At 75.4% G+C, this 23,329-nt stretch carries 19 protein-coding genes; 8 read left to right on the top strand and 11 right to left on the bottom strand.

The annotated features are described in order from the left end of the window. The first annotated feature begins 60 nt into the window (after positions 1–60). From ACFWPI_RS02330 to ACFWPI_RS02340, 3 genes are read left to right on the top strand one after another with little or no spacing between them, the layout of a single operon-like run. Positions 61–624 (top strand): helix-turn-helix domain-containing protein, encoded by a 564-nt coding sequence (locus tag ACFWPI_RS02330; protein ID WP_380378616.1) that lies wholly within the window; start codon positions 61–63, stop codon positions 622–624. Then, complete coding sequence (locus ACFWPI_RS02335) at positions 621–2,099, top strand: MFS transporter (protein WP_380378614.1); 1,479 nt, start codon at positions 621–623, stop codon at positions 2,097–2,099. The genes ACFWPI_RS02330 and ACFWPI_RS02335 overlap by 4 nt, the downstream gene beginning before the upstream one ends. A 38-nt stretch (positions 2,100–2,137) precedes the next feature. After that, entirely contained in the window at positions 2,138–2,824 is a 687-nt protein-coding gene (locus ACFWPI_RS02340) for an alpha/beta fold hydrolase (RefSeq protein WP_380378613.1), read from the top strand. Between the two features lie 42 nt (positions 2,825–2,866). Here ACFWPI_RS02340 and ACFWPI_RS02345 read toward each other — a convergent pair whose 3' ends face one another. After that, positions 2,867–4,315 carry a DUF2252 domain-containing protein gene (locus ACFWPI_RS02345; RefSeq protein WP_380378611.1) on the bottom strand — a complete coding sequence of 483 codons (1,449 nt, stop codon included), beginning with the start codon at positions 4,313–4,315 and terminating at the stop codon, positions 2,867–2,869. Positions 4,316–4,556: 241 nt separating this feature from the next. Here ACFWPI_RS02345 and ACFWPI_RS02350 point away from each other — a divergent pair, with 241 nt between their 5' ends. Both ACFWPI_RS02350 and ACFWPI_RS02355 read left to right on the top strand, forming a co-directional pair. Then, positions 4,557–5,573 (top strand): LacI family DNA-binding transcriptional regulator, encoded by a 1,017-nt coding sequence (locus ACFWPI_RS02350; RefSeq protein WP_380378610.1) that lies wholly within the window; start codon positions 4,557–4,559, stop codon positions 5,571–5,573. Between the two features lie 115 nt (positions 5,574–5,688). Then, positions 5,689–8,139, top strand: coding sequence for a polysaccharide lyase 8 family protein (locus ACFWPI_RS02355; protein ID WP_380378609.1), 2,451 nt, complete (start codon positions 5,689–5,691; stop codon positions 8,137–8,139). A 38-nt stretch (positions 8,140–8,177) separates the two neighbouring features. Here ACFWPI_RS02355 and ACFWPI_RS02360 read toward each other — a convergent pair whose 3' ends face one another. After that, a complete protein-coding gene (locus tag ACFWPI_RS02360; RefSeq protein ID WP_380378608.1) occupies positions 8,178–8,738 on the bottom strand; it encodes a DinB family protein in 561 nt (186 codons plus the stop codon). Between the two features lie 65 nt (positions 8,739–8,803). After that, positions 8,804–9,733 carry a DUF2690 domain-containing protein gene (locus tag ACFWPI_RS02365; RefSeq protein ID WP_380378606.1) on the bottom strand — a complete coding sequence of 310 codons (930 nt, stop codon included), beginning with the start codon at positions 9,731–9,733 and terminating at the stop codon, positions 8,804–8,806. Between the two features lie 199 nt (positions 9,734–9,932). On the opposite strand from ACFWPI_RS02365, the gene ACFWPI_RS02370 reads away from it, so the two are divergent. Continuing rightward, on the top strand, positions 9,933–10,724 hold the full coding sequence (locus tag ACFWPI_RS02370) for a methyltransferase domain-containing protein (protein ID WP_380378604.1): 792 nt from the start codon (positions 9,933–9,935) through the stop codon (positions 10,722–10,724). Positions 10,725–10,823: 99 nt separating this feature from the next. Here ACFWPI_RS02370 and ACFWPI_RS02375 read toward each other — a convergent pair whose 3' ends face one another. The 8 genes from ACFWPI_RS02375 to ACFWPI_RS02410 form a co-directional block, all read right to left on the bottom strand. After that, positions 10,824–12,629: a beta-galactosidase gene (locus tag ACFWPI_RS02375; RefSeq protein ID WP_380378603.1), complete on the bottom strand. Its 1,806-nt coding sequence runs from the start codon at positions 12,627–12,629 to the stop codon at positions 10,824–10,826. 52 nt (positions 12,630–12,681) lie between these two features. Next, positions 12,682–13,563 carry a sugar phosphate isomerase/epimerase family protein gene (locus ACFWPI_RS02380; RefSeq protein WP_380378601.1) on the bottom strand — a complete coding sequence of 294 codons (882 nt, stop codon included), beginning with the start codon at positions 13,561–13,563 and terminating at the stop codon, positions 12,682–12,684. After that, a complete protein-coding gene (locus ACFWPI_RS02385) occupies positions 13,560–14,732 on the bottom strand; it encodes a dihydrodipicolinate synthase family protein (protein ID WP_380378599.1) in 1,173 nt (390 codons plus the stop codon). The genes ACFWPI_RS02380 and ACFWPI_RS02385 overlap by 4 nt, the downstream gene beginning before the upstream one ends. Beyond that, complete coding sequence (locus tag ACFWPI_RS02390; RefSeq protein WP_380378626.1) at positions 14,732–15,835, bottom strand: Gfo/Idh/MocA family protein; 1,104 nt, start codon at positions 15,833–15,835, stop codon at positions 14,732–14,734. The genes ACFWPI_RS02385 and ACFWPI_RS02390 overlap by 1 nt, the downstream gene beginning before the upstream one ends. Positions 15,836–15,962: 127 nt before the next feature. Continuing rightward, entirely contained in the window at positions 15,963–17,012 is a 1,050-nt protein-coding gene (locus ACFWPI_RS02395; protein WP_380378598.1) for a hydroxyacid dehydrogenase, read from the bottom strand. After that, positions 17,009–17,911, bottom strand: coding sequence for a carbohydrate ABC transporter permease (locus ACFWPI_RS02400; RefSeq protein WP_380378597.1), 903 nt, complete (start codon positions 17,909–17,911; stop codon positions 17,009–17,011). Before ACFWPI_RS02400 ends, ACFWPI_RS02395 begins: the two co-directional genes overlap by 4 nt. After that, positions 17,908–18,858, bottom strand: coding sequence for a carbohydrate ABC transporter permease (locus tag ACFWPI_RS02405; RefSeq protein ID WP_063350583.1), 951 nt, complete (start codon positions 18,856–18,858; stop codon positions 17,908–17,910). Before ACFWPI_RS02405 ends, ACFWPI_RS02400 begins: the two co-directional genes overlap by 4 nt. Further along, positions 18,855–20,213 (bottom strand): ABC transporter substrate-binding protein, encoded by a 1,359-nt coding sequence (locus ACFWPI_RS02410; RefSeq protein ID WP_380378596.1) that lies wholly within the window; start codon positions 20,211–20,213, stop codon positions 18,855–18,857. Before ACFWPI_RS02410 ends, ACFWPI_RS02405 begins: the two co-directional genes overlap by 4 nt. A gap of 210 nt (positions 20,214–20,423) precedes the next feature. Between ACFWPI_RS02410 and ACFWPI_RS02415 the strand changes: the two genes are divergently transcribed. Together ACFWPI_RS02415 and ACFWPI_RS02420 are read left to right on the top strand one after the other, a co-directional pair. After that, positions 20,424–22,448: a DUF2264 domain-containing protein gene (locus ACFWPI_RS02415; protein ID WP_380378595.1), complete on the top strand. Its 2,025-nt coding sequence runs from the start codon at positions 20,424–20,426 to the stop codon at positions 22,446–22,448. A gap of 9 nt (positions 22,449–22,457) precedes the next feature. Continuing rightward, positions 22,458–23,252, top strand: coding sequence for a sugar phosphate isomerase/epimerase family protein (locus ACFWPI_RS02420; protein WP_380424526.1), 795 nt, complete (start codon positions 22,458–22,460; stop codon positions 23,250–23,252). The last annotated feature ends 77 nt before the right edge of the window (positions 23,253–23,329 follow it).

Here is a 23,329-nt window from a genome sequence, read left to right on the forward strand (position 1 = left end):
CCCGCCCGCAGCAGCCCGCGCCCCTGGGAGTGATCTCATATCCGGGATAGCATCGCGAATATGGGAATCGAGACGGCCGCCGACGAGCGGCTCGCCAACCGGCTCGCCGAATTGAGACTGGAACGGGGCTGGACGCTGGAGGAACTGGCCCGGCTGGCGGACGTCAGCCGCTCCACGCTGTCGCGCGTCGAACGGGCCGAAGTCAGCCCGACCGCCGCGCTGCTCGGGCGGCTCTGCGCCGTCTACGGGCGGACCATGTCCCGGCTGCTCGCCGAGGTCGAGTCGGCGCCGGCCCGGCTGGTGCGGGCCGCGGACCAGCGGATCTGGCGGGACGAGACCACCGGCTTCGTCCGCCGCTCCGTCTCCCCGCCGCACGGCTCGCTGCGCGCCGAGATCGGCGAGGGCCGGCTGCCCGCCGGCGCCGACATCGCCTACGACCGCCCCTGCGTGGCGGACCTGGAACACCACCTGTGGGTGTTCGAGGGGGTGTTGGAGCTCACCGTCGACGGCGAGCGGCACCTGCTCGGCCCCGGCGACTGCCTGCGCTACGTCTCCGGGACCAGCCGATTCCGCGCCCCCGGCCCGGACGACGCCCGGTACGCCCTGGTGGTGGTGGGACCGTGAGGCGACCGAAGACCCGGATAGCCGCCGCGCCCCGCGAGCGCTTCGACGCCGCCGGGCGCCGCGTCCTGCTGGTCTGCGTCGCCGGCGGCTTCACCACGCTGCTCGACCAGTCCGTCCTCAACACCTCCATCCCGGCCCTGCGCGAGAGCCTGCACGCCCAGCCCGCCCACCTCCAGTGGATCGTCGCCGGCTACTCGCTCGCCTTCGGCCTGGCGCTGATCCCCGGCGGGCGGCTGGGCGACGTCAGGGGCCGCAAGTGGCTCTTCGTCACCGGCCTCGCCCTGTTCACCCTGGTCAGCCTGGTCTCGGCGACCGCCACCGCGCCCGAGGTGCTGATCGCCGCCCGGCTGCTCCAGGGCGTGGGCGCCGGGCTCGTCAACTCGCAGATGATCGGCACCCTCCAGGACGTGTTCGACGGCCAGCTGCGGGCCCGCGCCCTCGGCATGTACGCCGTCACGGGCGGCCTGGCCTTCGCGCTCGGCCCGCCGATCGGCGGCGCGGTCCTGGCGGCGGCCGGCCCCGAGCACGGCTGGCAGCTGACCTTCCTGCTCAACGTGCCGTTCGGACTGGCCACCGTCGCGCTGGCGGTGCGTCACCTGCCCAGGCCGCGCCCGAGTGCCCGGCACGCCGACCTCGACCTGGTCGGCCTGCTGCTGGTCGCCGCGCTCACCCTCGCCCTGATGCTGCCGTTCGTCCAACCGCCCGGCTGGACCGGCTGGTTGGCCTTCGTCGCCGTCGCCGTCCTGCTGCTCGGCGCGCTCGCCTGGTGGCAGCGCCGCTACGCCCGCTCCGGCGGCCACCCGCTGATCCACCCGGCACTCACCCGCTCCGCGCCGTACGCGCTCGGCACCGTGACCGCGATGGCCCAGTTCGGCTCCTCGCTCGCCGCCGGACTGGTGCTCACCATGTTCCTCCAGGACGGCCTCGGGCTCTCCCCGATGGGCGCCGCACTCGTTGCGCTGCCCTCGGCGGTGGCCATGGGCGTCGCCTCCGCGCTGGCCTGGCGGGTGGTGCAGCGCTTCGGGCGGCGCACCGTCACCGCGGGCATGACCGGCTCCGCCCTGGTCATGCTGGCGAGCGGACTGGTCGCGCACTGGGCGCCCGCCGCCGTCCTGCCCTGGCTGCTGGCGCTGCTGCAACTGTTCGGCGGCGCCTCGATCGGCGTGATGGGCGCCACCAACCAGGCGTACGTGCTGCGCCACGCGCCCGCCGAGGCGGCCGGGGTGAGCGGGGCCATCCTGCAGATGGCGCAGCGGATCGCGGCGGCGGTCGCGGTCTCGGCGCTGTCCGGCGTCTACCTGCGGCAGACCGCCGGGGGCGGCGACCACCGCTCCGCCTACCTGGCCACCAGCGTGGTGTGCGCGGCGGTCGCCGCCCTCGCCGTCCTGGCCTCGGTGTTCGCCGGCCGGCGCGCGGCCCGGGAGGCGACCGGCGAGCCCGTCGCGGTGAGCCGTGGGCGAACAGCGGTCCGCTGAGTTCTGTCCGGCGCAGGCCCGCAGTTACGGTGGCGGGCATGACCGAGAACCGGATCGTGGACCTGCCCGAGGTGGCGCTCGCCTACCGCGAGAGCGGCCCGCCGGACGGCCCGGCGCTGGTGCTGCTGCACGCCCTCGGGGAGCGCGCCACGGACTGGGACGTCGTCCTGCCCGGCCTCGCCCCCGGGCACCGCGTGTACGCGCTCGACCTGCGCGGCCACGGCGACAGCGGCCGCACCGCCCGGTACGGCCTGGAGGAGATGCGCGACGACGTGCTCGCCTTCCTCGACGCGCTCGGCCTGGCGCGGGTCGACCTGGTCGGCCACTCGATGGGCGGCGTGGTCGGCTACCTGGTCGCCCAGGCCCGGCCGGAGCGGATCGGCCGGCTGGTCCTGGAGGACATCCCGGCACCGCACCCGCGCCCGGCCGGCGCGGTGCCGGACGCGCCGGACGAGCCGGTGCACTTCGACTGGGCCGTGGTGAAGGCCGTCAAGACGCAGGTCGACACCCCCGACCCGGCCTGGCTGGCGGGGATGGCCGGGATCACCGCCCGCACCCTGGTGGTCGCGGGCGGCTCGGCGAGCCACGTCCCGCAGGAGCGGCTCGCCGAGCTCGCCCGGCTGATCCCGGACTGCCGGATGGTCACCATCGAGGCCGGGCACCTCGTGCACAGTGCCCGGCCCGCCGAGTTCGTCGCCGCGGTGGCGCCGTTCCTGTCCGCCTGACGCGGACGTCCTGACGCGGACGCCTCGGGGCGGACGCGCCGGTCAGACGCCGAACTCGGCCGGCAGGCGGCCGGCGCGCACCGCCGCGACCAGGTCGGCGTGGTCGGCCTCGGTCCGGTCCGCGTACGCGACGGCGAAGGCCGCGACCGCCTCGTCCAGCGCCTCGCTCCTGCCGCAGTAGCCGGCCAGCAGGCCGGGGTCGGCGGTGTGCGCGTGCGCCCGGGCCAGCAGGGCGCCGGTGATCCGGGCGTAGTCGTCCAGTTGGCCCGGCAGCAGCGCGGCCGGGTCGACGCTGCCCTTGCGGTTGCGGAACTGCCGGACCTGGTAGGGGAGTCCGTCCACCGTCGTCCAGCCCAGCAGGGTGTCGCTGACCACCTGCATGTGCTTCTGCCCGAGCACCACCCGGCGGCCCTCGTGGCCGTCCTGACCGGCCACCGGGTGGCCCGCGCGCTCCAGGTACGGCAGCAGCACGGACGGGCGGGCCTCCTTCACCTGGAGCACCAGCGGCTGGTCCCGGTGGTCGGTGAGCAGCACCACGTACGAGCGGGTGCCGACGCTGCCGGTGCCCACCACCCGGAACGCCACGTCCTGCACCCGGTAGCGGGACAGCAGGGTGCGCACCTCGGCGGGCACCGTCGCCACGTACGGGCCGAGCGACTGCGCGACGGCCCGCGCGGTCGCGTCGGTCACCTCGGTGAGCACCGGCGGAGCGGCCGTGAACCGCCGACCGCCGTCCGCCGTACGGGTGGTGCTGCGGGCGGCGAATCTGGCGCTGGTGTTGCCCAGCGCCTTCGCGCCGACCTTGCGCAGCACCTCGGCCAGGTCGTGCGCCTCGGTGAAGGAGACCAACTGCTCGTCCGCGACGGCGTTCCAGGCGTCCAGCGCGGGCAGCTTGGCGAGCGTGCGCATCGTGCGGCGGTAGGAGCCGGCCGCGTGCCGGGCGGCCTCCCGGGCGGTGGTCTCGTCGGCCCCGGTCTCGCGGCCGGCCAGCACCAGGCTCGCGGCCAGCCGCTTGAGGTCCCACTCCCACGGGCCGGGCACGGTCTCGTCGAAGTCGTTGATGTCCATCACCAGTTGCCCGCGGGCGTCCCCGTACAGCCCGAAGTTGGCGGCGTGCGCGTCCCCGCACAGCTGGGCGCCGACCCCGGTGGCCGGGGTGCCCGCCAGGTCGGCGGCCATCAGCCCGGCCGAACCGCGCAGGAACGCGAACGGCGTGGCGGCCATCCGCCCCACCCGGATCGGCACCAACGCGGCGATCCGGCCCGCGTTGGACGCCTCGATCGCCTCGACAGCCGTCGGCCGCCCGGGCACCGGCGAGAACTCCGCGTGCCGCTCCCGGGGGATGCGCCCGCGCAGCGCCTTCCCCAGCTCCCGCGAACGCCCGCCCCGCCCCGACGCGAACCCGGCCACCGCGAACGCCCGCCGCCCCTGCGGCGCGGCTCCGTCCACGTCGGCCGCGGCCCCGTCCGCCACCTCGGTCACCTCGGTCACCTGCGTCACCGTTCCCCACCCGTCCCTTCCGGCTCCCACCCGCCCGCGACCTGCGCGAACGGTTCTGCAGGGGGAGTGACGTCCGACGCCTGACGACGGTTCCTGAGCCCGGCGGACGCGAGGTGGCAGCCGCCCGTATCCTCGGGGCACGGCCCGCCGTCGAAGGCCGGGCGCGGAGTCGGTCGGGACCGGGGGGACAGCGGTGAGCGACGGGGGGAGAGCCCGGCGGGGCAGGCCCACGGTGAACGACGTGGCGGCGCTGGCGGGCGTGTCGATGGCGACGGTGTCGCGCGTGCTGGCGGGCGACTACCCGGTGGCCGGGGCCACCCGGGAGCGGGTGCTGCGCGCGGTGCGGGACCTCGACTACGTCGTCAACGCGCAGGCGCGGGCGCTGGCCGGCCGGCGGTCCCGGACGGTGGCGATCCTGCTGGGCAACCTCGCGGCGCCCTTCCACAACCGGGTCGCGCACGGTGTGGAGCGGCAGGCGGTGGACGAGGGCTGCCTCTGCCTGGTGGCCGCGACCGACGACGACCCCGACCGCGAACTGACGCTGGTCGAGGAGATGCGGGCGCGCGACGTGGAGGCCGTCGTGCTGGTGGGCGGGGTGGAGGACAGCCCGGGGTACCGCACCCGGATCGCCCGGCTGGCGGGCATCCTGGACGAGGCCGGCTCCCGGCTGGTGCTCTGCGGCCGGCCCGCCCCGGGGGAGGAACTGCCGCTGACGGCCGTGCACTACGACAACGCGGGCGGCGCGCGGGCGGCCGTCGACCACCTGCTGACGCTGGGCCACCGGCGGATCCTCTTCCTCGGCGGACCGGCCGCGACCACCACCACCCGGGAGCGCCTCGCCGGGCACCAGGCCGCGCTGGCGGCCCAAGGCCTGGGCCACCCGGCCGAATTGACGGTGGAGGGGTGCCACACCCGGGACGGCGCGCGGGCCTGGCTGCGCCGCCGCCTGGCCCAGGGCCCGCCGGACTTCTCGGCGGTCTTCGCGCACGACGACGACGTGGCGGCCGTCGTGCTGACGGTCCTGCGGGAGCACGGGATCTCCGTGCCCGAACAGGTCTCGGTGATCGGCTTCAACGACCTGCCCGGGGCCGAGGACCTCAGGCCCGGCCTGACCACCGTGCGCATCCCGCACCTCGACCTCGGCCGCACGGCGCTGCGCCTCGCGCTGCACCGCCCCGGCCCCGAGCCGCAGCGGGCCGTCCTCGCCACCGAGCTGGTGCCCCGCGGGTCGACGGGGCCGGTCGGGTAGCCGGCCCTCCGGTAGCAGGCTCTCCGGTCGCGGGCCGTGCCGGAAGCGTTGTCCTCGCGATAGAAAGCGCTTACTCTCCGGTCAGACAAGGGAGTTCGCGAGGAAGGACGGCCCGATGGACAGCTCGTGGACGAAGACCGGTGACCCGGCGGCGATACCGGTCCTGAGCAGGCGCGGACTGCTCAGGACCAGCGCCGCCGCCAGCGCCGCGGCGGCCGCGTGGTGGCTCGGCGGGCCAACCGAGGCCCGGGCCGCCGACAACTACGACGCGATGCGCGCGGCCTGGTCCGAGCAGCTGACCGGCACCGGGTACGACCCGGCCGCGCCGCCGTTCGCCCGCGCGCTCACCGCGCTGGGCGACCAGGCGCGGAGCCACCAGGCCGCGTTGAGCCCGCAGGTCGGGTCGCTCTGGCCCGACCTGCCGGTCGGCTCCGCCTCCGCCGCCGTCACGTCGACGGTCGGGCGGTTGCGGCTCATGGCCCTGGCCCTCACCCGGCCGGCCACCGGCTCGACGGCCGACCCCGGCCTCGGCGCCGCCGTCACGACCGGCCTGGACTGGGTGCTCCAGCGCGCCTACACCGCCACCACCACGTCGTACGGGAACTGGTGGGACTGGCAGATCGGCGCCCCCCAGGCCCTGCTGGACGTGTGCGTGCTGCTCGGCGACCTCCTGACGGCCGAACGGGCGGCCGCGTGCGGTGCGGCCGTGGACCACTTCGTCCCGTCCTCGGTGGTCGACAAGTACACCGGTACCAGCACCGGGGCCAACCGGGTGGACCTGTGCCGGGTGCTCGCGCTGCGCGGTGTCATCGGCCGCTCGGCGGCCCCGGTCGCCGCCGCGCAGCGGGGGCTGTCACCGGTGTTCCGCTACGTGACCACCGGCGACGGGATCTACGCCGACGGCAGCTTCGTCCAGCACACCTGGGTGCCGTACACCGGCAGCTACGGCGAGGTGCTGCTCGGCAGCCTGAGCCGGCTGCTGCGCCTGCTCGCCGGTACGCCCTGGGCCGTCACCGACCCCGCGCTGCGCAACGTCTTCACCGCCGTGGACCGGGGGTTCCTGCCGTTCCTGTTCAACGGCCTGGTGATGGACGGGGTTTCGGGCCGCGCCGTCAGCCGCGGCGTGCAGGCCGGCGACGCGCGGCGGGCCCGCCTGGACGACCACGTGCGCGGCCACGCCCTGCTCGGGGACGTCCTGCGGCTGGCCGACTCCGGGTCGGTGCCGGCGGCCCAGGCGGCGGCCTGGCGCGCCGCCGTGAAGGGCTCCCTCCAGCGCGACCAGGTGCTCCCCCACCTGTCCAACGCCCTTGCCGACATCCCCGAACTCGCCCGCGCACAGGCCCTCCTGGCGGACTCCGGCACCCGGGCGGCGGACGAGGGCACGGGCAGCCGGGTGTTCACCATGGACCGGGCCGTCCACCGCCGGCCCGGCTGGAGCGCGCAGCTCAGCCTGTCCTCGTCCCGGACCGCCTTCTACGAGTGCGGGAACGGCGAGAACCTGCGGGCCTGGCACAGCGGCAGCGGAATGCTCTACTGGTACGGCGGCGAGCAGGGCGACGAGCAGTACAGCGATTCCTTCTGGCCCACCGCCGACCCCTACCGGCTGCCCGGCACCACCGTGTCGACGCGCCCGCTGGCCGACGGCGCCGGGGGCGACTGGGGCCAGGCCCGCCCGGCGACCGCCTGGGCGGGCGGGGCGAGCGACGGCGACCGGTCGGTGGTCGGCCAGGACGTCCGGGGCCTCGGCTCCACCCTGGTCGGGCGCAAGTCCTGGTTCTGCCTGGACGATTCGATCGTCTGCCTCGGCGCGGGCATCGGCTGCACCGACGGCGTCGCCGTCCGCACGACCGTCGACCACCGCAACCTCGGGGCCCGCGAGGACCGGGAGTTCGTGCTGGACGGCGTCCGCCAGCCCGCCGACCCCGGCTGGAGCCGGCGGGCCGACGGCGTCCGCTGGGCGGCGCTCGCCGGGTCGGGCGCCTGGGTGTTCCCCGACGGCGCCACCCTCGACCTCGCCCGCGAACGGCGGACCGGGGCGTGGGCCGACATCAACCGGGGCGGGGCGCCCGACCCGATCACCCGGACCTACCTGTCGATCGGCCTCGACCACGGCACCGACCCCGTCGACGGGACGTACCACTACGTGCTGATGCCCGGGGCCGGCCCGGACCAGGCGGCGGCCCGCGCGGCGGCCCCGACGGCCACCGTGCTCGCCAACACGGCCGACGCCCAGGCGATCAGCGCGCCCGGACTCGGACTCACCCTCGCCAACTTCTTCGCCCCCGGCACCGTCGGCCCGCTGACCGTCTCCGCCCCCTGCTCCGTCCTGCTCCGCGAGAACGGCGGCGACCTCTCCGTCGCCGTCGCCGACCCCACCCGGAAGGCGTCCACCGTCCAGCTGACGCTGGCGCTGGACGGCTACCGGCTCGCGAGCGGCGGCACCGGCATCACGGTGCTCTCGGACTCCGGGCCGCTGGTGCTGCGCTGCGCGGTGGCGGGCACCGGGGGAGCGAGCCTGTCGGCGGTCTTCCGGCGCAGCGCCGCCTTCCAGCGGGGCGCCGCCTGACGGGACCGGCCGCCGAGGTCAGCGCACCGGGACGGGCCTCACTGGCCGACCCGCCCGTCGAGGCACTCGCGCAACAGGTCGGCGTGCCCGCAGTGACGGGCGTACTCGTCGATCCTGTGCACCAGCAGCTCTCGCACCGCGATGCCGCTCTTCCCCAGCCGCGTGCCCAGGTCCGGGTGCGCGGCCAGGGCGGCGTCGGTCGCGGCCTGTTCGCGGGCCAGGTCGGCGAACGCCGCGTCGACCTCGGCCTGCTCGGCGACGGCTCCGTCGAAGTCCGCGTCCCGCTTGCCGTAGAGCTTCGGCAGCGGATCACCGTCGCTGATCCAGCCGCGCCAGTCCCGTTCCACTGCGGCGAGGTGCCGGACGAGGCCGAGCAGCGACATCGTCGACGGCGGGACGGACCGGCGGGCCAGCTGCTCCGGGTCCAGGCCTTCGCACTTCATCAGCAGGGTGTGGCGGTAGTTCGTCAGGAAGTCTTTCAGGGTGGGGAGTTCGCCGTCAGGGCAGACTCCCTCGCTGTTGCGGGGGTCGTCGTCCGGGTCGGCCCACATGTCGGGGTAGACGGTCGCCTGGGTCCATCGTTCGGGTTGGTCGCTCATGAGGGCCATGCTCGTTCGTACGGCCCCGAGCCGCCAGTGGGTTTTGCCGCGATGGTGGCGGATCCTCAGGGCGTCGGCGTCGGCGTGGGAGTGGCGGCCGGAGGCGGGGGGCTGGGGAGGGCGCTCGCGCGGGCGGCGGGGTCGGTGACGACGCCGGTGCAGTTGTCGCCGTCCTTCTGGTGGCCGCACACCTGCAAGGTGGTGTCGCCGGGGCTCGCGTCGACCATCACGGAGTAGTTGTCGTAGCCCCAGTGGATCAGGGCGGTCTCCTGCCAGCCGTGGTTGGTGGTGATGGTGGCGCTGTCCCCGGGGGAGCCGTCGGTGATCCCCGACCAGGCGGCCCGGCAGCGCGGGCTGTAGTGGACGTAGAGGACGACCTTGCCCACGTTGCCGGTCAGCAGGGTGCGCTGGTCGACGTCGCACCGCATGTCCTGGGGGTCCTTGCCCGCGCAGCCGACGCCCTCGCAGAGCGGCGCCGGCCCGGCGGTCGCCGCTGCCGTCGTCGCCGCCGCCGTCTTCGGCGGGAGCGTCGCCGCCGATGCCGTGCCGTTGCCGCCGTGCGGGCCGCGCAGGTACAGGGCCGCGAACAGGATGAGCACGGCGGCCACGGCGGCCCCCACGCCGGCCGCCGGCCGCCGCCACGGGGCGGGCCGCGGCGAGGCGGGGGCGGCGTCGGGCGCTTCGGCCGGCGCTGCGGGCGCGGGCGCCGGGGAGAGCGCCTCGTGCGCGTCGCGCGCGGCCTCGGCCTTCCGCAGCAGGGAGGTGAGCAGATCGGCGTCGCACTCGACCGTGGCGATCAGGCCGGCCAGGGCCTGCGGGGTGATCAGGCGCTTCCCGTTCAACCAGCGTTCCCAGGAGGCCTTGCTGAGGTAGGTCCTCTTCCCGAGTTCGGCCAGGGAGATCCGGTGCGCGTCCTTGACCGCGCGCAGTTCCTCGGCCAGACGTCGAGCGGGTTCCGAAAGATCGTCAGGGAGCGGCTTCCAGGACTGACTCATCGCGGTACCTCGGGCGGGTCGGCGGAGGATGCAAACTGATCCACTTTCGGATGATCAGTTTAATCGGTCGACTTCCCTCGGTTCCCACCCGCAGCCCGGGGCGCCTGCGCGCACCCGGCACCGATCGCCTACCATCGCGGTCGGCCGCGTCGAGCGACGGGCGGGGCGACGGGCAAGGGCGATCCGAGAGGCGCGGAGCATGGGCGACGAGCGCGGCTACCTGCTGGACAACCGGCAGCGGGAGGCGGGTCGACGGTTCGAGGGCATCGCCGAGCTGTTCGACCCGTGGACGCTGGAGCACCTGGACCGGCTGGGCCCGGCCGACGGGCACCACTGCTGGGAGGTGGGTGCGGGCGGCCCGGGGATCCCGCTGGCACTGGCCGAGCGGGTCGGGCCGGCGGGCCGGGTCCTGGCCAGCGACCTCGACACCAGCTGGCTGACCGGACTGCCCGCCGACCGCGTCGAGGTCCTGCGGCACGACGTCACCCGCGACCCGCTGCCCGACGAGCTGTTCGACCTGGTGCACGTCCGTCTGGTGCTGGTGCACCTGCCCGACCGGGCCGAGGTGCTGCGGCGGCTGGCGTCGGCGGTACGGCCCGGAGGCTGGCTGGTGGTCGAGGACGCGGACCCGGCCCTGCAACCGCTCGCCTGCCCGGACGAGCACGGACCGGACCAGGAGCTGGCGAACCGGGTGCGCCGGGCGTTCCGGGCCCGGCTCGCCGAGCGCGGCGCCGACCTCGCCTTCGGCCGCACCCTGCCCCGGCTGCTGCGCGAGGCGGGCCTGACGGACGTCGCCGCCGAGGCGTACTTCCCCGTCACCTCCCCGGCCTGCCGGGAGCTGGAGGCGGCGACGGTCCGTCAGCTCCGCGACCAGCTGGTCGGCCCCGACCTCCCCGCCGCCGACCTGGACCGGCACCTGGCCAACCTCCGCGACACCGAACTGGACGTGACCACCGCCCCGCTGATCACCTGCTGGGGCCGGCGCCGGTAGGTGGCCACCGCAGGACGCTCAGTCCGCGGCCGGCCGGCCGGGTCGAGGCGACGGCGTAGCCGGTGAGCAGGGCGGTCACGATGTCGGTGAGGCGGAGTTTCAGAACTCGGAGCTGGGGGCGTCCGTGACGGGGCCGAGGTCGGGTCGGTCGCGCAGGTCGAGGGCTTCGCCGTGGCGGGTGAGTTCGAGGAGGACGAGGGTGTTGGTGCCCGGGTGCCAGAGCGGGGCGGGGGCGTAGAGGGTGCGTTGCGGGCCCTCGTCGGTGTAGCGGCCGAGGAGGAAGCCGTTGAGCCAGAGCAGGCCGCGGCCCCAGCCGGGGAGGGCGAGGAAGGCGTCGGCGGGGGTGTCGAGGTCGGTCTCGAAGCGGTGGAAGGCCGGGTCGCCGTCGGTGGCGGCGGTGGCCGGGTCGAAGGCCAGGCCGCTCAGGTCGGTGAGGGGGAGCGGGCGGATCTCCCAGTCGTGGAGGCGCTGGCGTTCGTGCGAGACGCCCCGCCGGATGCCCTTGCGGTCGTCGAGCTGGGGGCCGTAGTTGGTGCGGCCGAGCGCCTCGACCAGGATGTCCAGGGTGGTGCCGGCCGGCGCGGTGGCCAGCGGGAGGGTGGCGCCGGGGTCGTTGCGGTCGAGGGTGCCGAGGGGGCGGCCGTCGGCGAAGACCTGGGCGCGGTCGCCGAGGCCGTCGATGCGCAGCGGCAGGGTGGGGCGGGGGCCGGGGACGCGGGTGCGGTAGTGGATGAGGCCGAGGGACTGGCCGAGGTTCTCCATGGGTTCCGGGACGGGCCGGTGGTGCGGGGTGGCCAGCGCGTCCAGGGAGTCGAACAGGCGGGCCCGGCCGGTCCTGCGGTCGATGCGGCGCGGGGCCAGGCGGGGCGGCTCGGCGGGGAGTTCGCCGTCGGGCAGGGGGAGGTACCGGCCGATGACGTCGCGCAGGGCGTGGAACTTGGCGGTGAGTTCGCCGGCCTCGCCGATGGGGGCGTCGTAGTCGTAGCTGGTGGTGGTGGGCTCGTAGCCCGGGGTGTCGGGGCTGGTGCCGGTGTGGTTGGCACCGGACCAGAGGCCGAAGTTGGTGCCGCCGTGGGCCATGTAGAGGTTGACGGAGGCGCCGGTGGCGAGGAGTGCGTCCAGGGAGCGGGCGGACTCCTGCGGGTCGCGGACGTGGTGGGGCCCGCCGACGCGGTCGAACCAGCCGATCCAGAACTCCATGGCGGCCAGCGGCCCCTTGGGCTGCTGGCGGCGCAGCACCTCGAAGCGCTCGGGGGCGCGGGAGCCGAAGGTCGCGGTGGCGAGCAGGCCGGGGATCGCGCCGCCCTGCTGCATGAAGTCCTCGGCGCCGTCGGCGGTGAACAGCAGGCAGTCCACGCCGCGCGCGAGGAGGCCGTCGCGCAGGTGGGCGAGGTAGCCGGCGTCGGTGCCGTAGCTGCCGTACTCGTTCTCGACCTGGACGGCCACGACGGGGCCGCCGCGGCTCGCCAGCAGCGGCAGCAGCTCGGGCACGAGGGCGTCGAACCAGCCGTCCACGGCGGCCAGGAAGGCGGGGTCGGCGCAGCGCAGGCGCAGGCCGTCGACGGCGAGGAGGCGGGCGGGCAGGCCGCCGAACTCCCATTCGGCGCAGATGTAGGGGCCGGGCCGCAGGATGACGTCCAGTCCGTGCTGCTGGGTCAGCCGGACGAACCGGGCCACGTCCCGCCAGCCGGTGAAGTCGATCTCGCCGGTGGGCAGTTCGTGGAAGTTCCAGGGGATGTAGGTGTCCACGGTGTTGACGCCGAGGGCGCGCAGGCGGCGCAGCCGGTCGTCCCAGAGCTCGGGGTGGACGCGGAAGTAGTGCAGGGCGCCGGCGACGATCCGGTGCGGGGCCCCGTTGCGGCGGAATCCGGAGTCGTCGTAGTCGAGTTCGATCGTTTCGATCATCGCGTGACCAGCTTTCGAGGGTGTGGCACGGGCTGCCAGGGTAGGCCAACGGCTACCGGTGTGGCGCGGCGACCACGTGGGTGCGGTGGCGGTCGGCCACGGTGGCGAGGGTCTGTGCGCCGGGGGTGGCCCAGATCCGCTCGTTGAAGATCTCCACCTCGATCCAGCCGGTGTAGCCCGCCGCCGTGACCTGGTCGGTGAGGGAGCGGAAGTCGATGTGGCCGTCGCCGACGTGGCCGCGCCCGAGCAGGACGTCGGCGGGCAGCGGCAGCGTCCAGTCGCACACCTGGTAGGCGGCGATGCGGCCGTCCCGGCCCGCCCGGGTGAGTTGCTCGGGCAGCGCCGGATCCCACCAGACGTGGTAGCTGTCGACGACCACGCCGACCTGGGCGGCGGGGTGCGGCGCGGCGAGGTCGAGCGCCTGGCCGAGGGTGGAGACCACGGCGCGGTCGGCGCAGAACATCGGATGCAGCGGTTCGATGGCCAGTCGTACGCCGAACTGCCCGGCGTACGGAGCGAGTTCGGCGAGCAGGTCGGCGATCCGGGCGCGCGCGCCGGGCAGGTCGCGGCTGCCCTCGGGCAGGCCTCCGACGACCAGCACCAGGGTGTCGGTGCCGAGTTCGGCGGCCTCCTCGACGGCCCGCCGGTTGTCGTCGAGCGCGGCGCGGCGGCCCTCGGCCCCGGCGGCGGTGAGGAAGCCGCCCCGGCAGAGGCTGCTGACGGTCAGGCCGCTGTCGCGGACCAGCCGGGCGGCGCGGGCCGTTCCGGTCTCGGCGACCTTGTCCCGCCACAGGCCGATCGCCGGGATGCCCGCCTGCGCGCAGCCCCGGACGGCCTCGGGCAGGGACCAGTGCTTGGTGGTGATCTGGTTGAGCGAGAGCCGTTCCAGCCCGGGGGCGGCGGTACCCCGTTCGGCGGGGTGAGGTGCGGTCATGCCGACCACCCGGCCAGGGCGAGGTAGCGGCGCATCCGGTCGGCCGCGAGCTCGGGGTCGGGGAGCACCCCGGCGGCGTCGGCGAGCCGGAACAGTTCGACGAGGTGCGGTACGGACCGGCCGCTCTGGGCGCCGGCCACCATGGTGAAGTGCTCCTGGTGGCCGGCCAGGTAGGCGAGGAAGACCACGCCGGTCTTGTACTGGAAGGTCGGCGCCGCGAAGAGGTGCCGGGCCAGCGGCAGCGTCGGGCCGAGCAGCGCGTCGTAGCGGGCGGTGTCGCCGGCGTCCAGGGCGTGCAGGGCTGCCGCGGCGTGGCCGGCGATCGGGTCGAAGACGCCGAGCAGGGCGTCGCTGTGGCCGAGTTCGTCGCCCTTGATCAGTGCGGGGTAGTGGAAGTCGTCGCCGGTGTAGAGCCGCACCCCGGCGGGCAGGGCGCGGCGCAGCGCGACCTCCCGGTCGGCGTCCAGCAGCGACACCTTGATGCCGTCGATCCGACCGGGGTGTTCGCGGATGAGGGTGAGGACGGTGTCGGTGGCCGCGTCGAGGTCGGCGGAGCCCCAGTAGCCGGCCAGTGCCGGGTCGAAGGCGGCGCCGAGCCAGTGCAGGATCACCGGCCGGGCGGACTGCCGGATCAGCCCGTCGTAGACGCGGAGGAAGTCCTCCGGGCCGCGGGCGCGGGAGTTGAGGGCCCGGCTGGCCATCAGGACGGGCTGCGCGCCGGCCGCCTCGACCACGGCGAGCTGCGCCTCGTAGGCGTCCGCGACCTCGCTCAGGGCGGCGGCCGGGATGTCGCTCAGGGAGCCTGCCGGGTCGGTGAGTTGGTCGGTGCCGACGCCGCAGGCGAGCCGGCCGCCGACGGCGCGGGCCGCCGCGCCGGAGCGGGTGATGAGTTCGCGGGTGGCGGCCCAGTCCAGGCCCATGCCGCGCTGGGCGGTGTCCATGGCGTCGGCGACGCCGAGGCCGAGCGACCAGAGGTGGTGGCGGAAGGCGAGGGTGGCGTCCCAGTCCAGGGCGGCCGGGGCGCCGGCGGCGTTGGGGCCGAGCGGGTCGGCGACGACGTGGGCGGCCGCGAAGGCCGTGCGGGAGGCGGGCGGGTGTGCGGGCAGGTCGAGCGGTGCGGGCTCGCGCAGCCGCAGCCGGCCGTGTCCGGGCAGGTCCAGTTCGGCCATCAGAGCACCAGCTCGGGGACGTCGAGCCGGCGGCCCTCGCGCGCCGAGCGCAGGCCGAGTTCGGCGAGCTGGACGCCCTTGGCGCCCTCCAGGAGGTCCCACGGGTAGGCGGAGCCGGTCGCCACGTGACGCAGGAACAGCTCCCACTGCACCTTGAAGCCGTTGTCGTACTCCTCGTTCGCGGGCACCGGCTGCCACTGGGCGCGGAAGGGGTCGGTGGCCGGGAGGTCCGGGTTCCAGACCGGCCGGGGGGTGGTGGCGCGGTGCTGGATGCGGCACTCGCGCAGCCCGGCGACGGCGCTGCCCTCGGTGCCGTCGACCTGGAACTCGACCAGTTCGTCCCGGTCGACCCGCACCGCCCAGGAGGAGTTGATCTGCGCGACGACGCCGTCGGCCAGCTCGAAGACGCCGTACGCGGCGTCGTCGGCGGTGGCGGGGTAGGCCCGGCCCTGCTCGTCGACGCGGCGGGGGATGTGGGTGGAGGCGTGCGCGTACACCGTGCGGACGGGCCCGAAGAGGTTGTCCAGCACGTAGCGCCAGTGCGGGAACATGTCGAGGATCACGCCGCCGCCGTCCTCGGCGCGGTAGTTCCAGGACGGGCGCTGGGCGTTCTGCCAGTCACCCTCGAAGACCCAGTAGCCGAACTCGCCGCGCACGGACAGGATCCGGCCGAAGAACCCGCCGTCGACCAGCCGCTTGAGCTTGCGCAGCCCGGGCAGGAACAGCTTGTCCTGGACGACGCCGTTGCGGACGCCGGCCGCCCGGGCGAGGCGGGCCAGCTCCAGGGCGGCGTCGAGGGATTCGGCGGTCGGCTTCTCGGTGTAGACGTGCTTGCCGGCAGCGATCGCGGCGCGCAGGGCGGCCTCCCGGGCGGGGGTCACCTGGGCGTCGAAGTACACCTCGGTGAGCGGGTGGGCGAGCGCCTCGTCGAGCGAGGTGGTCCAGTGCTCCAGGCCGTGGCGTTCGGCCAGGGCGCGCAGCTTGGCCTCGTTGCGGCCGAGCAGGATGGGTTCGGGCCAGAGCACCCGGCCGTCGTCGAGGTCGAGGCCGCCCTGCTCGCGGATGGCGAGGATCGAGCGGACGAGGTGTTGGCGGTGGCCCATGCGGCCGGTGACGCCGTTCAGGACGACGCCGATCACCTTGCGGTCCACGGGTGTTCTCCTTGCAGCTGGTGGTGTTGGTGCTGGCGGGGGCGCGGTCAGGCCGTGCAGCTGGTGACGGGGGGCGCGGTCAGGCCGTGCGGTGGATGCCTTCGGGGTGGACGGCGTGGGCGAACGGCAGGCCCCGCGCGTAGCGGGCGAGTTCGTCGGCCGCGGCGGCGGCCATCCGGTGCAGCTCGCCGCCGAGCGAGCCGGCCACGTGCGGGGTGAGCAGGACGTTCGGCAGCTCGTACAGCGGTGAGTCGGCGGGCAGGACCTCGGGGACGGTGACGTCGAGGACGGCGTCCAGGCGGCCGGCGACGAGTTCGTCGGTGAGCGCCTGCTGGTCGACCAGCGAGCCGCGGGAGGTGTTGACCAGGGTGGCGCCGTCGCGCATCAGGGCGAGCCGGCGGCGGTCCACCAGGTGGTGGGTCTCCGGCAGTTCGGGGGCGTGCACGGTGACCACGTCGGAGGAGGCGCACAGGTCGTCCAGGCCGACGGCCCGGGCGCCGAGCGCGGCGGCCTCGGCGGCCTCCACGTACGGGTCGTACAGCAGCAGGTCGAGGTCGTGCGGGCCGAGCAGTTCGAGCACCCGGCGCCCGATCCGGGAGGCGCCGACGACGCCGACCGTGCGCCGGTAGTTCCCGGCGGCGGCGTAGGCACCCTGCCAGTCGTGCGGGGCGCGCCGGTGCCGGTAGTCCTCGCGGATCGCCAGCAGCCGCTTGTTGGCGAGCAGCACGGCGGCGACGGTGTACTCGGCGACGGGCAGCGCGTTGGCCCAGGCCGCCGAGGTCACCTGGAGGCCGCGCCGCCAGCAGGCGTCGGTGACGTGGTGCTTGACCGAGCCGGCGGCGTGGATGACGGCGCGCAGCCGGGGCGCGGCGGCCAGTACGGCCTCGTCCAGCGGCGGGCAGCCCCAGCCGCTGATGATGACCTCGGTGCGGGCCAGCGCGGCGGCGGCCTCGGGGGTGGCGAAGTCGTCCACGACCAGGTCGGGGTCGAGGTCGGCGAGGTCGGTGAGCCGCTGGACGGCGTGCCGGTCGAGCAGCCGGGCGGGCAGGGCGCGGTCCATCGCGAGCAGGGCGCGGGGCCGGCGGGCCGGGGAGGCGGGGGAGCGGATGTCGGCTGTGGTGGTGGTCATTTGACGCTTCCTGCGGTCAGGCCGGCCCGCCAGTGGCGTTGCAGGCCGACGAAGGCCGCCACCAGCGGGAGGACGGCGAGCAGCGAGCCGCTGACGACGAGGGGGTAGTACTCGGGGAAGGCGTGGGTCTGGGCGTTCCAGCTGAACAGGCCGAGGCTGACCGGGAAGAGCCGGTTGTCCGAGAGCATCACCAGGGGGAGGAAGAAGTTGTTCCAGATCGCGGTGAACTGGAAGAGGAACACCGTGACGAAGCCGGGCGTCATCATCCGCAGGCCGATCGACCAGAAGGTGCGCAGTTCGCCCGCGCCGTCCATCCGGGCCGCCTCCAGCACCTCCCCGGGGACGTAGCCCGCGCAGAACACCCGGGCGAGGTAGACGCCGAAGGGGTTGACCAGGGAGGGCACGAAGACCGCCCAGAAGGTGTTGACCACGCCGAGGTCCGAGGCGAGCAGGTACATCGGCAGGGCCAGCGTGGTGGTGGGCACCAGCACGCCGAGCAGCACCAGGCCGAACAGCTTCTCCTTGCCGGGGAAGGAGTGGACGTGGAACGCGTACCCGGCGCAGACGCAGACCAGGGCGCAGGCCAGTGCGCCGAGCCCGGCGTACAGCAGGGAGTTGAGGTACCAGCGGAAGTAGATGCCGTCCCCGGTGGTGGCCAGCGCGTGCAGGTTCTCGCCGAGGTGCCAGGTGGCGGGGGAGAGGGCGCGCCCGCCGAGCAGGTCGCCGGTGTTCTTGGCGGCGGCGGTCACCAGCCACAGCAGCGGCAGCAGGGTGTAGGCGGTGGCGAGGACGAGGGCGCCGTTGACGGCGGCCTTGGAGAGGCTCCACGGCCGGCGGGGCGGGTGGCTGCGGGCGGCGGAGCGCTGCCGGGGGCGGCGTCCGGGGGCGAGCGTGGTCATCCGGTGGCCTCCGTCCGGCGGTCCGGGCGCGGGCGGGTGGCCCGGGTGACGAGGAAGGACAGCGCGGCGGCGGCGAGCGCGAGCAGCACCGAGGCGGCGGCGGCCAGGCCGTAGTCGCCCCGGTCGAAGGCGGCGGTGTAGGCGTACATGCTGGGTGTCCAGGTGGAGACGACGCCGGGGGAGGCGCCGTGCAGGATCATCGGTTCGGTGAAGAGCTGGAGCGAGCCGATCAGGGTGAACAGGCCGACCAGCACGATCGAGGCGCGGATGAGCGGGATCTTGACGCTGACGGCGGTCCGCAGCGGTCCGGCGCCGTCGACGACGGCCGCTTCGAGGACTTCGCGCGGGACGGCCTGGAGCGCGGCGTAGAAGATGACCATGTTGTAGCCGGTCCACTCCCAGAGCGCGATGTTGACCACGGCGGGCAGCGGCGCGCCGAACGGGTCGGGGTGGGCGCCGCCGGCGTTCAGCAGGTCGATGACCGGGCTGATGCCGGGCGTGTACAGGTAGACCCAGATCAGCGCGGCGATGATGCCGGGCACCGCGTGCGGCAGGAACAGCGCCAGCTGGAAGAAGCGGCGGGCGCGGGCCAGCGCGGAGTCCAGCAGCAGCGCGAGGAGCAGCGCCAGCCCCGTCATCAGCGGGATGTAGAGCAGGCAGTACTGCGCGGTGGTCCAGAAGCCCGAGCGGAACGCCTGGTCGCCGAGCGCCCGGGCGTAGTTGCCGAGGCCGGTGAAGACCGTCTCGCCGCCGCCGAAGCCGAGCCCGGATCGGTGCTCGGTGTACAGGCTGAGGTGGACGGCGTAGCCGATCGGGACGAGCGTGCAGGCGGTGAACAGGAGCACGAACGGGGCGAGCAGGACGGCCGGCGCCCCGTACCGCCCGCGCCGGCGGGCGCGGGCGGCGACGGCGGGCCCGGGCCCGGTGCGGGGCGGCTGGGCGGTCACTGCTTGACCTTGAGGCCGCGGTTCTTCAGCTCGGCCAGGGTGGACTGCTGCGCGGCGTCGAGGGCCGCCTGGACGGTGCCGCCCTGGGTGAGTTTGCCGAACGCGTCCTTGAGCGCGTTGTTGGTCGCGTTCATCGTCGGGCCCCACTGCCAGTTCGGCTTGATCGACTTCGCGGCGTCCGTGTAGAGCGCGTACACGTCCTGGCCGCCGTAGAAGTCGGCCTTGAAGGCCTCCTCGGCCACCGGGACGAGCGCGGGCGCGGCCGGGAAGGCGGAGGAGGTGCCGGAGGCGATCCGGGCCTTGATGCCCTCCGGCGTGGTGGTCGCCCAGGTGGCGAACTCGACCGCCGCCTTGGCCTTCTTGCTGTTCTTGGAGACGGCGAAGGTGGTGCCGCCGACCATGCCGCTGGCCGGGGTGCCGTCCCAACTGGGCACCGGGGCGACGGCCCACGTGCCGGCCGCGTCGGGCAGGGTCCCCTTCAGCACCCCGCCGCCCCAGGAGGCGCCGAGGTAGCCGGCGGTCTCGCCCTTCTGCAGCGAGGCCGTCCACGGCTGGCTGAACGAGGGCTGGACGCGGACCAGGTCCTCGGCGATCAACTGCTGCCAGTAGTCCGCGGTCTGCTTGGTCCCGGCGCCGTTGAGGTCGACGCTCCAGGCGTCGTCGCGGCCGGTGAACCAGTGGGCGCCGGCCTGCCAGGCCATCGCCTCGAAGGTGGCCGGGTCGTCGGGGAAGAAGGTGGCGATCCGGGTGTCCGGCTGGGCCTGCTTCAGTTTCTGCGCGGCGGTGCGGAATTCGTCCCAGGTCTTCGGCGGGGTGAGGCCGGCCCGGTCGAAGAGGTCCTTGCGGTAGTAGAAGGCCTGCGGCGAGGCGTCCAGCGGCAGCGCCCAGGTGCGGCCGCCGAGGGTGGTCAGGTCCATGGTCTGCGGCAGGTACTTCGCCTTGAGCTCGCCGGGCACGAGCCCGGAGATGTCCTGGACGGCGCCCTGGCTGACGAAGTCCGGCAGTTGGGCGTACTCGACGTTGAACACGTCGGGGGCGTTGCCGGCCTTCACCGCGTTGGAGATCTTGGCGTACCCGCCAGCCGTGCCGGACGGTATCTCTTCGTAGACCACGTTGACGTCGGGGTGGGAGGCGTTGAAGGCGGCGACGACCTCCTTCGTGCCCTTGGACCAGGCCCAGAAGGTCAGCGTGACCGGCTTGCCGTCGTCGGCCTTCGGGGCCCCGCCGCCGCTGCCGGCGCAGGCGGCGAGGAGGACGGTGGACAGCAGGCCGCCGGCGGCGGCGCGGAGGAGTCTGCGCCGGGGGTGGGGGAGTCTGCGCCGGGGGTGGGGGAGCGGGAGCGGGAGTGAGGGCATGCACGACTCCGGGAGAGGGGGGCGCGGCCGGGGGGTCAGTGGGGCTGCCGGTGGCCGCGACCGGGCGGGCAAGTGGTCGCCATCCTGGGCGGGCGATCGATCGAAGTCAAGAGATCTGGATCAAATGATCCGTTGCGATCAAAAGCCTTGACGAACGATCAACCGCTTTCTAGATTCCCCGCACGGGGCGCGACTCCCGAGCCCCGGGCCATGGAGGACACCGCCGTGCTGCTGCCCCCGGAAGACCACGCCCTCAGCCCCCGCACCGGCTGGACCAGAGCCCACTGGGAGGCCGCCGCCGACGGCCTGCTCGACGCCGTCCTCCCCTGGGCCGGCCCCGGACACGCGCTGATCGACCTCCCCGGCCCCCGGCCGAGCTGGTCCGGCCGCCGCTCCGACGCCCTCGAAGGCTTCGCCCGCACCTTCCTCCTCGCCGCCCTGCGGATCGCCGGCGCCGGCGGCGCCGACCCGCACGGCCTGCTCGACCGCTACGCCGCCGGACTCGACGCCGGCACCCGCCACCCCACCACCGCACGCGACCTCACCGACGACGACCCGGCGTCCTGGCCCGTCGTCACCGACCGCGGCCAGGCCATGGTCGAGGCCGCCGCCATCGCGTTCGCCCTGCGGCTGACCCGCCCCTGGCTCTGGGACCGCCTCCCCGCCGACGTCCGGACCAGAACCGCACGGTGGCTCGCCGGGACCCTCCACCGCACGCCCAACGACAACAACTGGTGGCTCTTCCCGCTCGCCGTCGGCGGCTTCCTCGCCGAGGCCGGCATCGAGGAGCACGCCGCCCGCGCCGCCGTCCGGCGCGGCCTCGAACGCATCGACCGCTTCTACCTCGGCGACGGCTGGTACACCGACGGCCGCCCCCGCGCCTTCGACCACTACAACGGCTGGGCCCTGCACCTCTACCCCGTGCTGCACGCCCATCTCGCCGACGACCGCGCCCTGCTCGCCGAGTACGGCCCCCGGCTCGCCGCCCACCTCGCCGACCACGCCCACCTGTTCGGCGGCGACGGCGCGCCGGTGCACCAGGGCCGCTCGCTGATCTACCGGTTCGCCGCCGCCGCCCCGCTCTGGGCCGGCACCCTCACCGGCCACACCCCGCTCACCCCCGGCACCACCCGCCGACTCGCCTCCGGCGCCCTGCGCCACTTCCTCGACCGCGGCGCCACCGGCCCCGACGGCCTGCTCACCCTCGGCTGGTACGGCCCCCACCCTCCGCTCGTCCAGCCCTACTCCGGCCCCGCCTCGCCCTACTGGGCGGCCTCCGGCTTCCTCGGCCTGCTGCTGCCCGCCGACCACCCCGCCTGGACCGACCGCGAGGAGCCCGCGCCCGCCGAACGCCGCGACACCGTCCGGGCGCTGCCCGGCCCCGGCTGGCTGGTCCAGTCCACCGCCGCCGACGGCCTGGTCCGCCTCCACAACCACGGCAGCGACGACCAGCCCGCCGACCGCGTCCACCCCGACGACCCGCACTACGCGCGGCTCGCCCACTCCACCGCCACCGGCCCCGTCCACACCGGCCCGGCCGACAACCACCTCGCCCTGCTGGTCGACGGCGAACCCACCGAACGCGGCCCCATCACCCCGCTCGCCACCGGCGACGGCTGGGCGGCCTCCACCCACCGCCCCCGGGCCGCCGGACACCCCCTGCCCGGCGTCACCGTCACCTCGCTGACCCTCGCCCACGGCGCCGACGAGGTCCGCGCCCACCTGGTCGTCGGCGCCCCGCCCGGCACCCCGCTGCGCGAGGGCGGCTGGGCCGTCGCCGGAGACCACCTGCCGCCCGCCCGGCCCGGCACCGGCACTGCCGCCGCCGCCACTGCCACCGCCCACACGCTGGACGGCCGGCTGCTGACCAGCGAACTGCGCACCCTGCACGGCTACACCGCCGCCCGCACCAGCCCCGTCCCGGACGGCACGGCCTTCGGAGCGGCCGCCGCCCTGCCGGTCCTGACCGGCGCCACCGGCGGGGCCGCCCACCTGCTGGTGTGCGCCGCCCGTCTCACCGCTGTCCGCCTCACCACCGCTCACCTCACCGCAGCCCGTCTCACCGCCGCCGCGGACGAACTCCCGCCGCTCGACGGCCTGACGGCGGACGTGGCGGCCGCCCCCGACGGGGCCTACCGGCTGTGGGTGCGGTGGCCCGACGGCGCCGTCCACGAGGCGGAGCTGTCGCCGGGAGCGGCCTTCGCCCGCCGGCTTCCGCCCGGCGCCCGGACCTGAGGAGCACCCGTGCCACTCGCCCTGTCCACCCTCGGCCTGCCCGACCTGCCGCTCGCCGCCGCCGCGCGCCTCGCCGCCGACCACGGCTGGCACGGGCTGGAACTGCGCTGCGCCCCGGGCCAGCCGGTCCACCCCGGACTGACCGCCGACGAGCGGCGCGCCGCCGTGCGCGCACTGGCGTCCACCGGGACGGTTCCGCTCGCGCTGGCCTCCTACCTCGGCATCGCCGCCCCGGGCGCGGACGCCCCACTGCTCGCCGACCTCGGCGGACACCTGGAACTCGCCGCCGACCTGGGCTGCCCGGCCGTCCGGGTCTTCCCGCGCGGCGGCGCCGCGCCCGGCCCGGCGGCGGCCGACGAACGGGCTGATGGGCGCGCCGCCCGGCGGCTGGCCGCCGCCGCCGGCCGCGCGGCCGCGCTCGGCGTCCGGGTCCTGGTCGAGACGCACGACTCGCACCCGACCGGCCGCGACCTCGCCCGGCTGCTCGCCCCCGTCGACCACCCGGCCGTCGGCGCCCTGTGGGACCTCCAGCACACCGTCCTCGGCGGGGAGCCGCCGCAGGCCACCCACCGGGCGCTGGCCGGCCGGCTGGGCCACGTCCAGGTCAAGGACGTCGCCTCGGCCGCCGACCGCACGCCACTGCCGCTCGGCGCCGGCACCCTGCCGATCGCCGCCTGCCTTGCCCTGCTGCCGGCCGACGCCTGGGTCTGCTGGGAGTACGAGGTGCCGTGGTACCCCGAGGCCGCCCCGCTGGCTCCGCTGCTCGGCGCGGCCGCCGCCTGGCTGGCGGGACTGCGGCGGTAGCGCTCCCCGGCCCGCCCCATGGGCGGGCCGGGCCACGAGGGTGGCAGCTGGACGGGCTCCCCGGCCGGGGCTGGGGG

It is taken from the genome of Kitasatospora sp. NPDC058492 (assembly GCF_042720685.1).
Lineage (GTDB): Bacteria > Actinomycetota > Actinomycetes > Streptomycetales > Streptomycetaceae > Kitasatospora.

What these genes read in the sequence shown, in the direction of transcription:
- ACFWPI_RS02330 (WP_380378616.1), top strand. Translation starts at nt 61, where the DNA reads ATGGGAATCGAGACGGCCGCCGACGAGCGGCTCGCCAACCGGCTCGCC.
- ACFWPI_RS02340 (WP_380378613.1), top strand. Translation starts at nt 2,138, where the DNA reads ATGACCGAGAACCGGATCGTGGACCTGCCCGAGGTGGCGCTCGCCTAC.
- ACFWPI_RS02355 (WP_380378609.1), top strand. Translation starts at nt 5,689, where the DNA reads ATGGACAGCTCGTGGACGAAGACCGGTGACCCGGCGGCGATACCGGTC.
- ACFWPI_RS02360 (WP_380378608.1), bottom strand. Translation starts at nt 8,738, where the DNA reads ATGAGCGACCAACCCGAACGATGGACCCAGGCGACCGTCTACCCCGAC.
- ACFWPI_RS02365 (WP_380378606.1), bottom strand. Translation starts at nt 9,733, where the DNA reads ATGAGTCAGTCCTGGAAGCCGCTCCCTGACGATCTTTCGGAACCCGCT.
- ACFWPI_RS02370 (WP_380378604.1), top strand. Translation starts at nt 9,933, where the DNA reads ATGGGCGACGAGCGCGGCTACCTGCTGGACAACCGGCAGCGGGAGGCG.
- ACFWPI_RS02375 (WP_380378603.1), bottom strand. Translation starts at nt 12,629, where the DNA reads ATGATCGAAACGATCGAACTCGACTACGACGACTCCGGATTCCGCCGC.
- ACFWPI_RS02380 (WP_380378601.1), bottom strand. Translation starts at nt 13,563, where the DNA reads ATGACCGCACCTCACCCCGCCGAACGGGGTACCGCCGCCCCCGGGCTG.
- ACFWPI_RS02385 (WP_380378599.1), bottom strand. Translation starts at nt 14,732, where the DNA reads ATGGCCGAACTGGACCTGCCCGGACACGGCCGGCTGCGGCTGCGCGAG.
- ACFWPI_RS02390 (WP_380378626.1), bottom strand. Translation starts at nt 15,835, where the DNA reads ATGGGCCACCGCCAACACCTCGTCCGCTCGATCCTCGCCATCCGCGAG.
- ACFWPI_RS02395 (WP_380378598.1), bottom strand. Translation starts at nt 17,012, where the DNA reads ATGACCACCACCACAGCCGACATCCGCTCCCCCGCCTCCCCGGCCCGC.
- ACFWPI_RS02400 (WP_380378597.1), bottom strand. Translation starts at nt 17,911, where the DNA reads ATGACCACGCTCGCCCCCGGACGCCGCCCCCGGCAGCGCTCCGCCGCC.
- ACFWPI_RS02410 (WP_380378596.1), bottom strand. Translation starts at nt 20,213, where the DNA reads ATGCCCTCACTCCCGCTCCCGCTCCCCCACCCCCGGCGCAGACTCCCC.
- ACFWPI_RS02415 (WP_380378595.1), top strand. Translation starts at nt 20,424, where the DNA reads ATGGAGGACACCGCCGTGCTGCTGCCCCCGGAAGACCACGCCCTCAGC.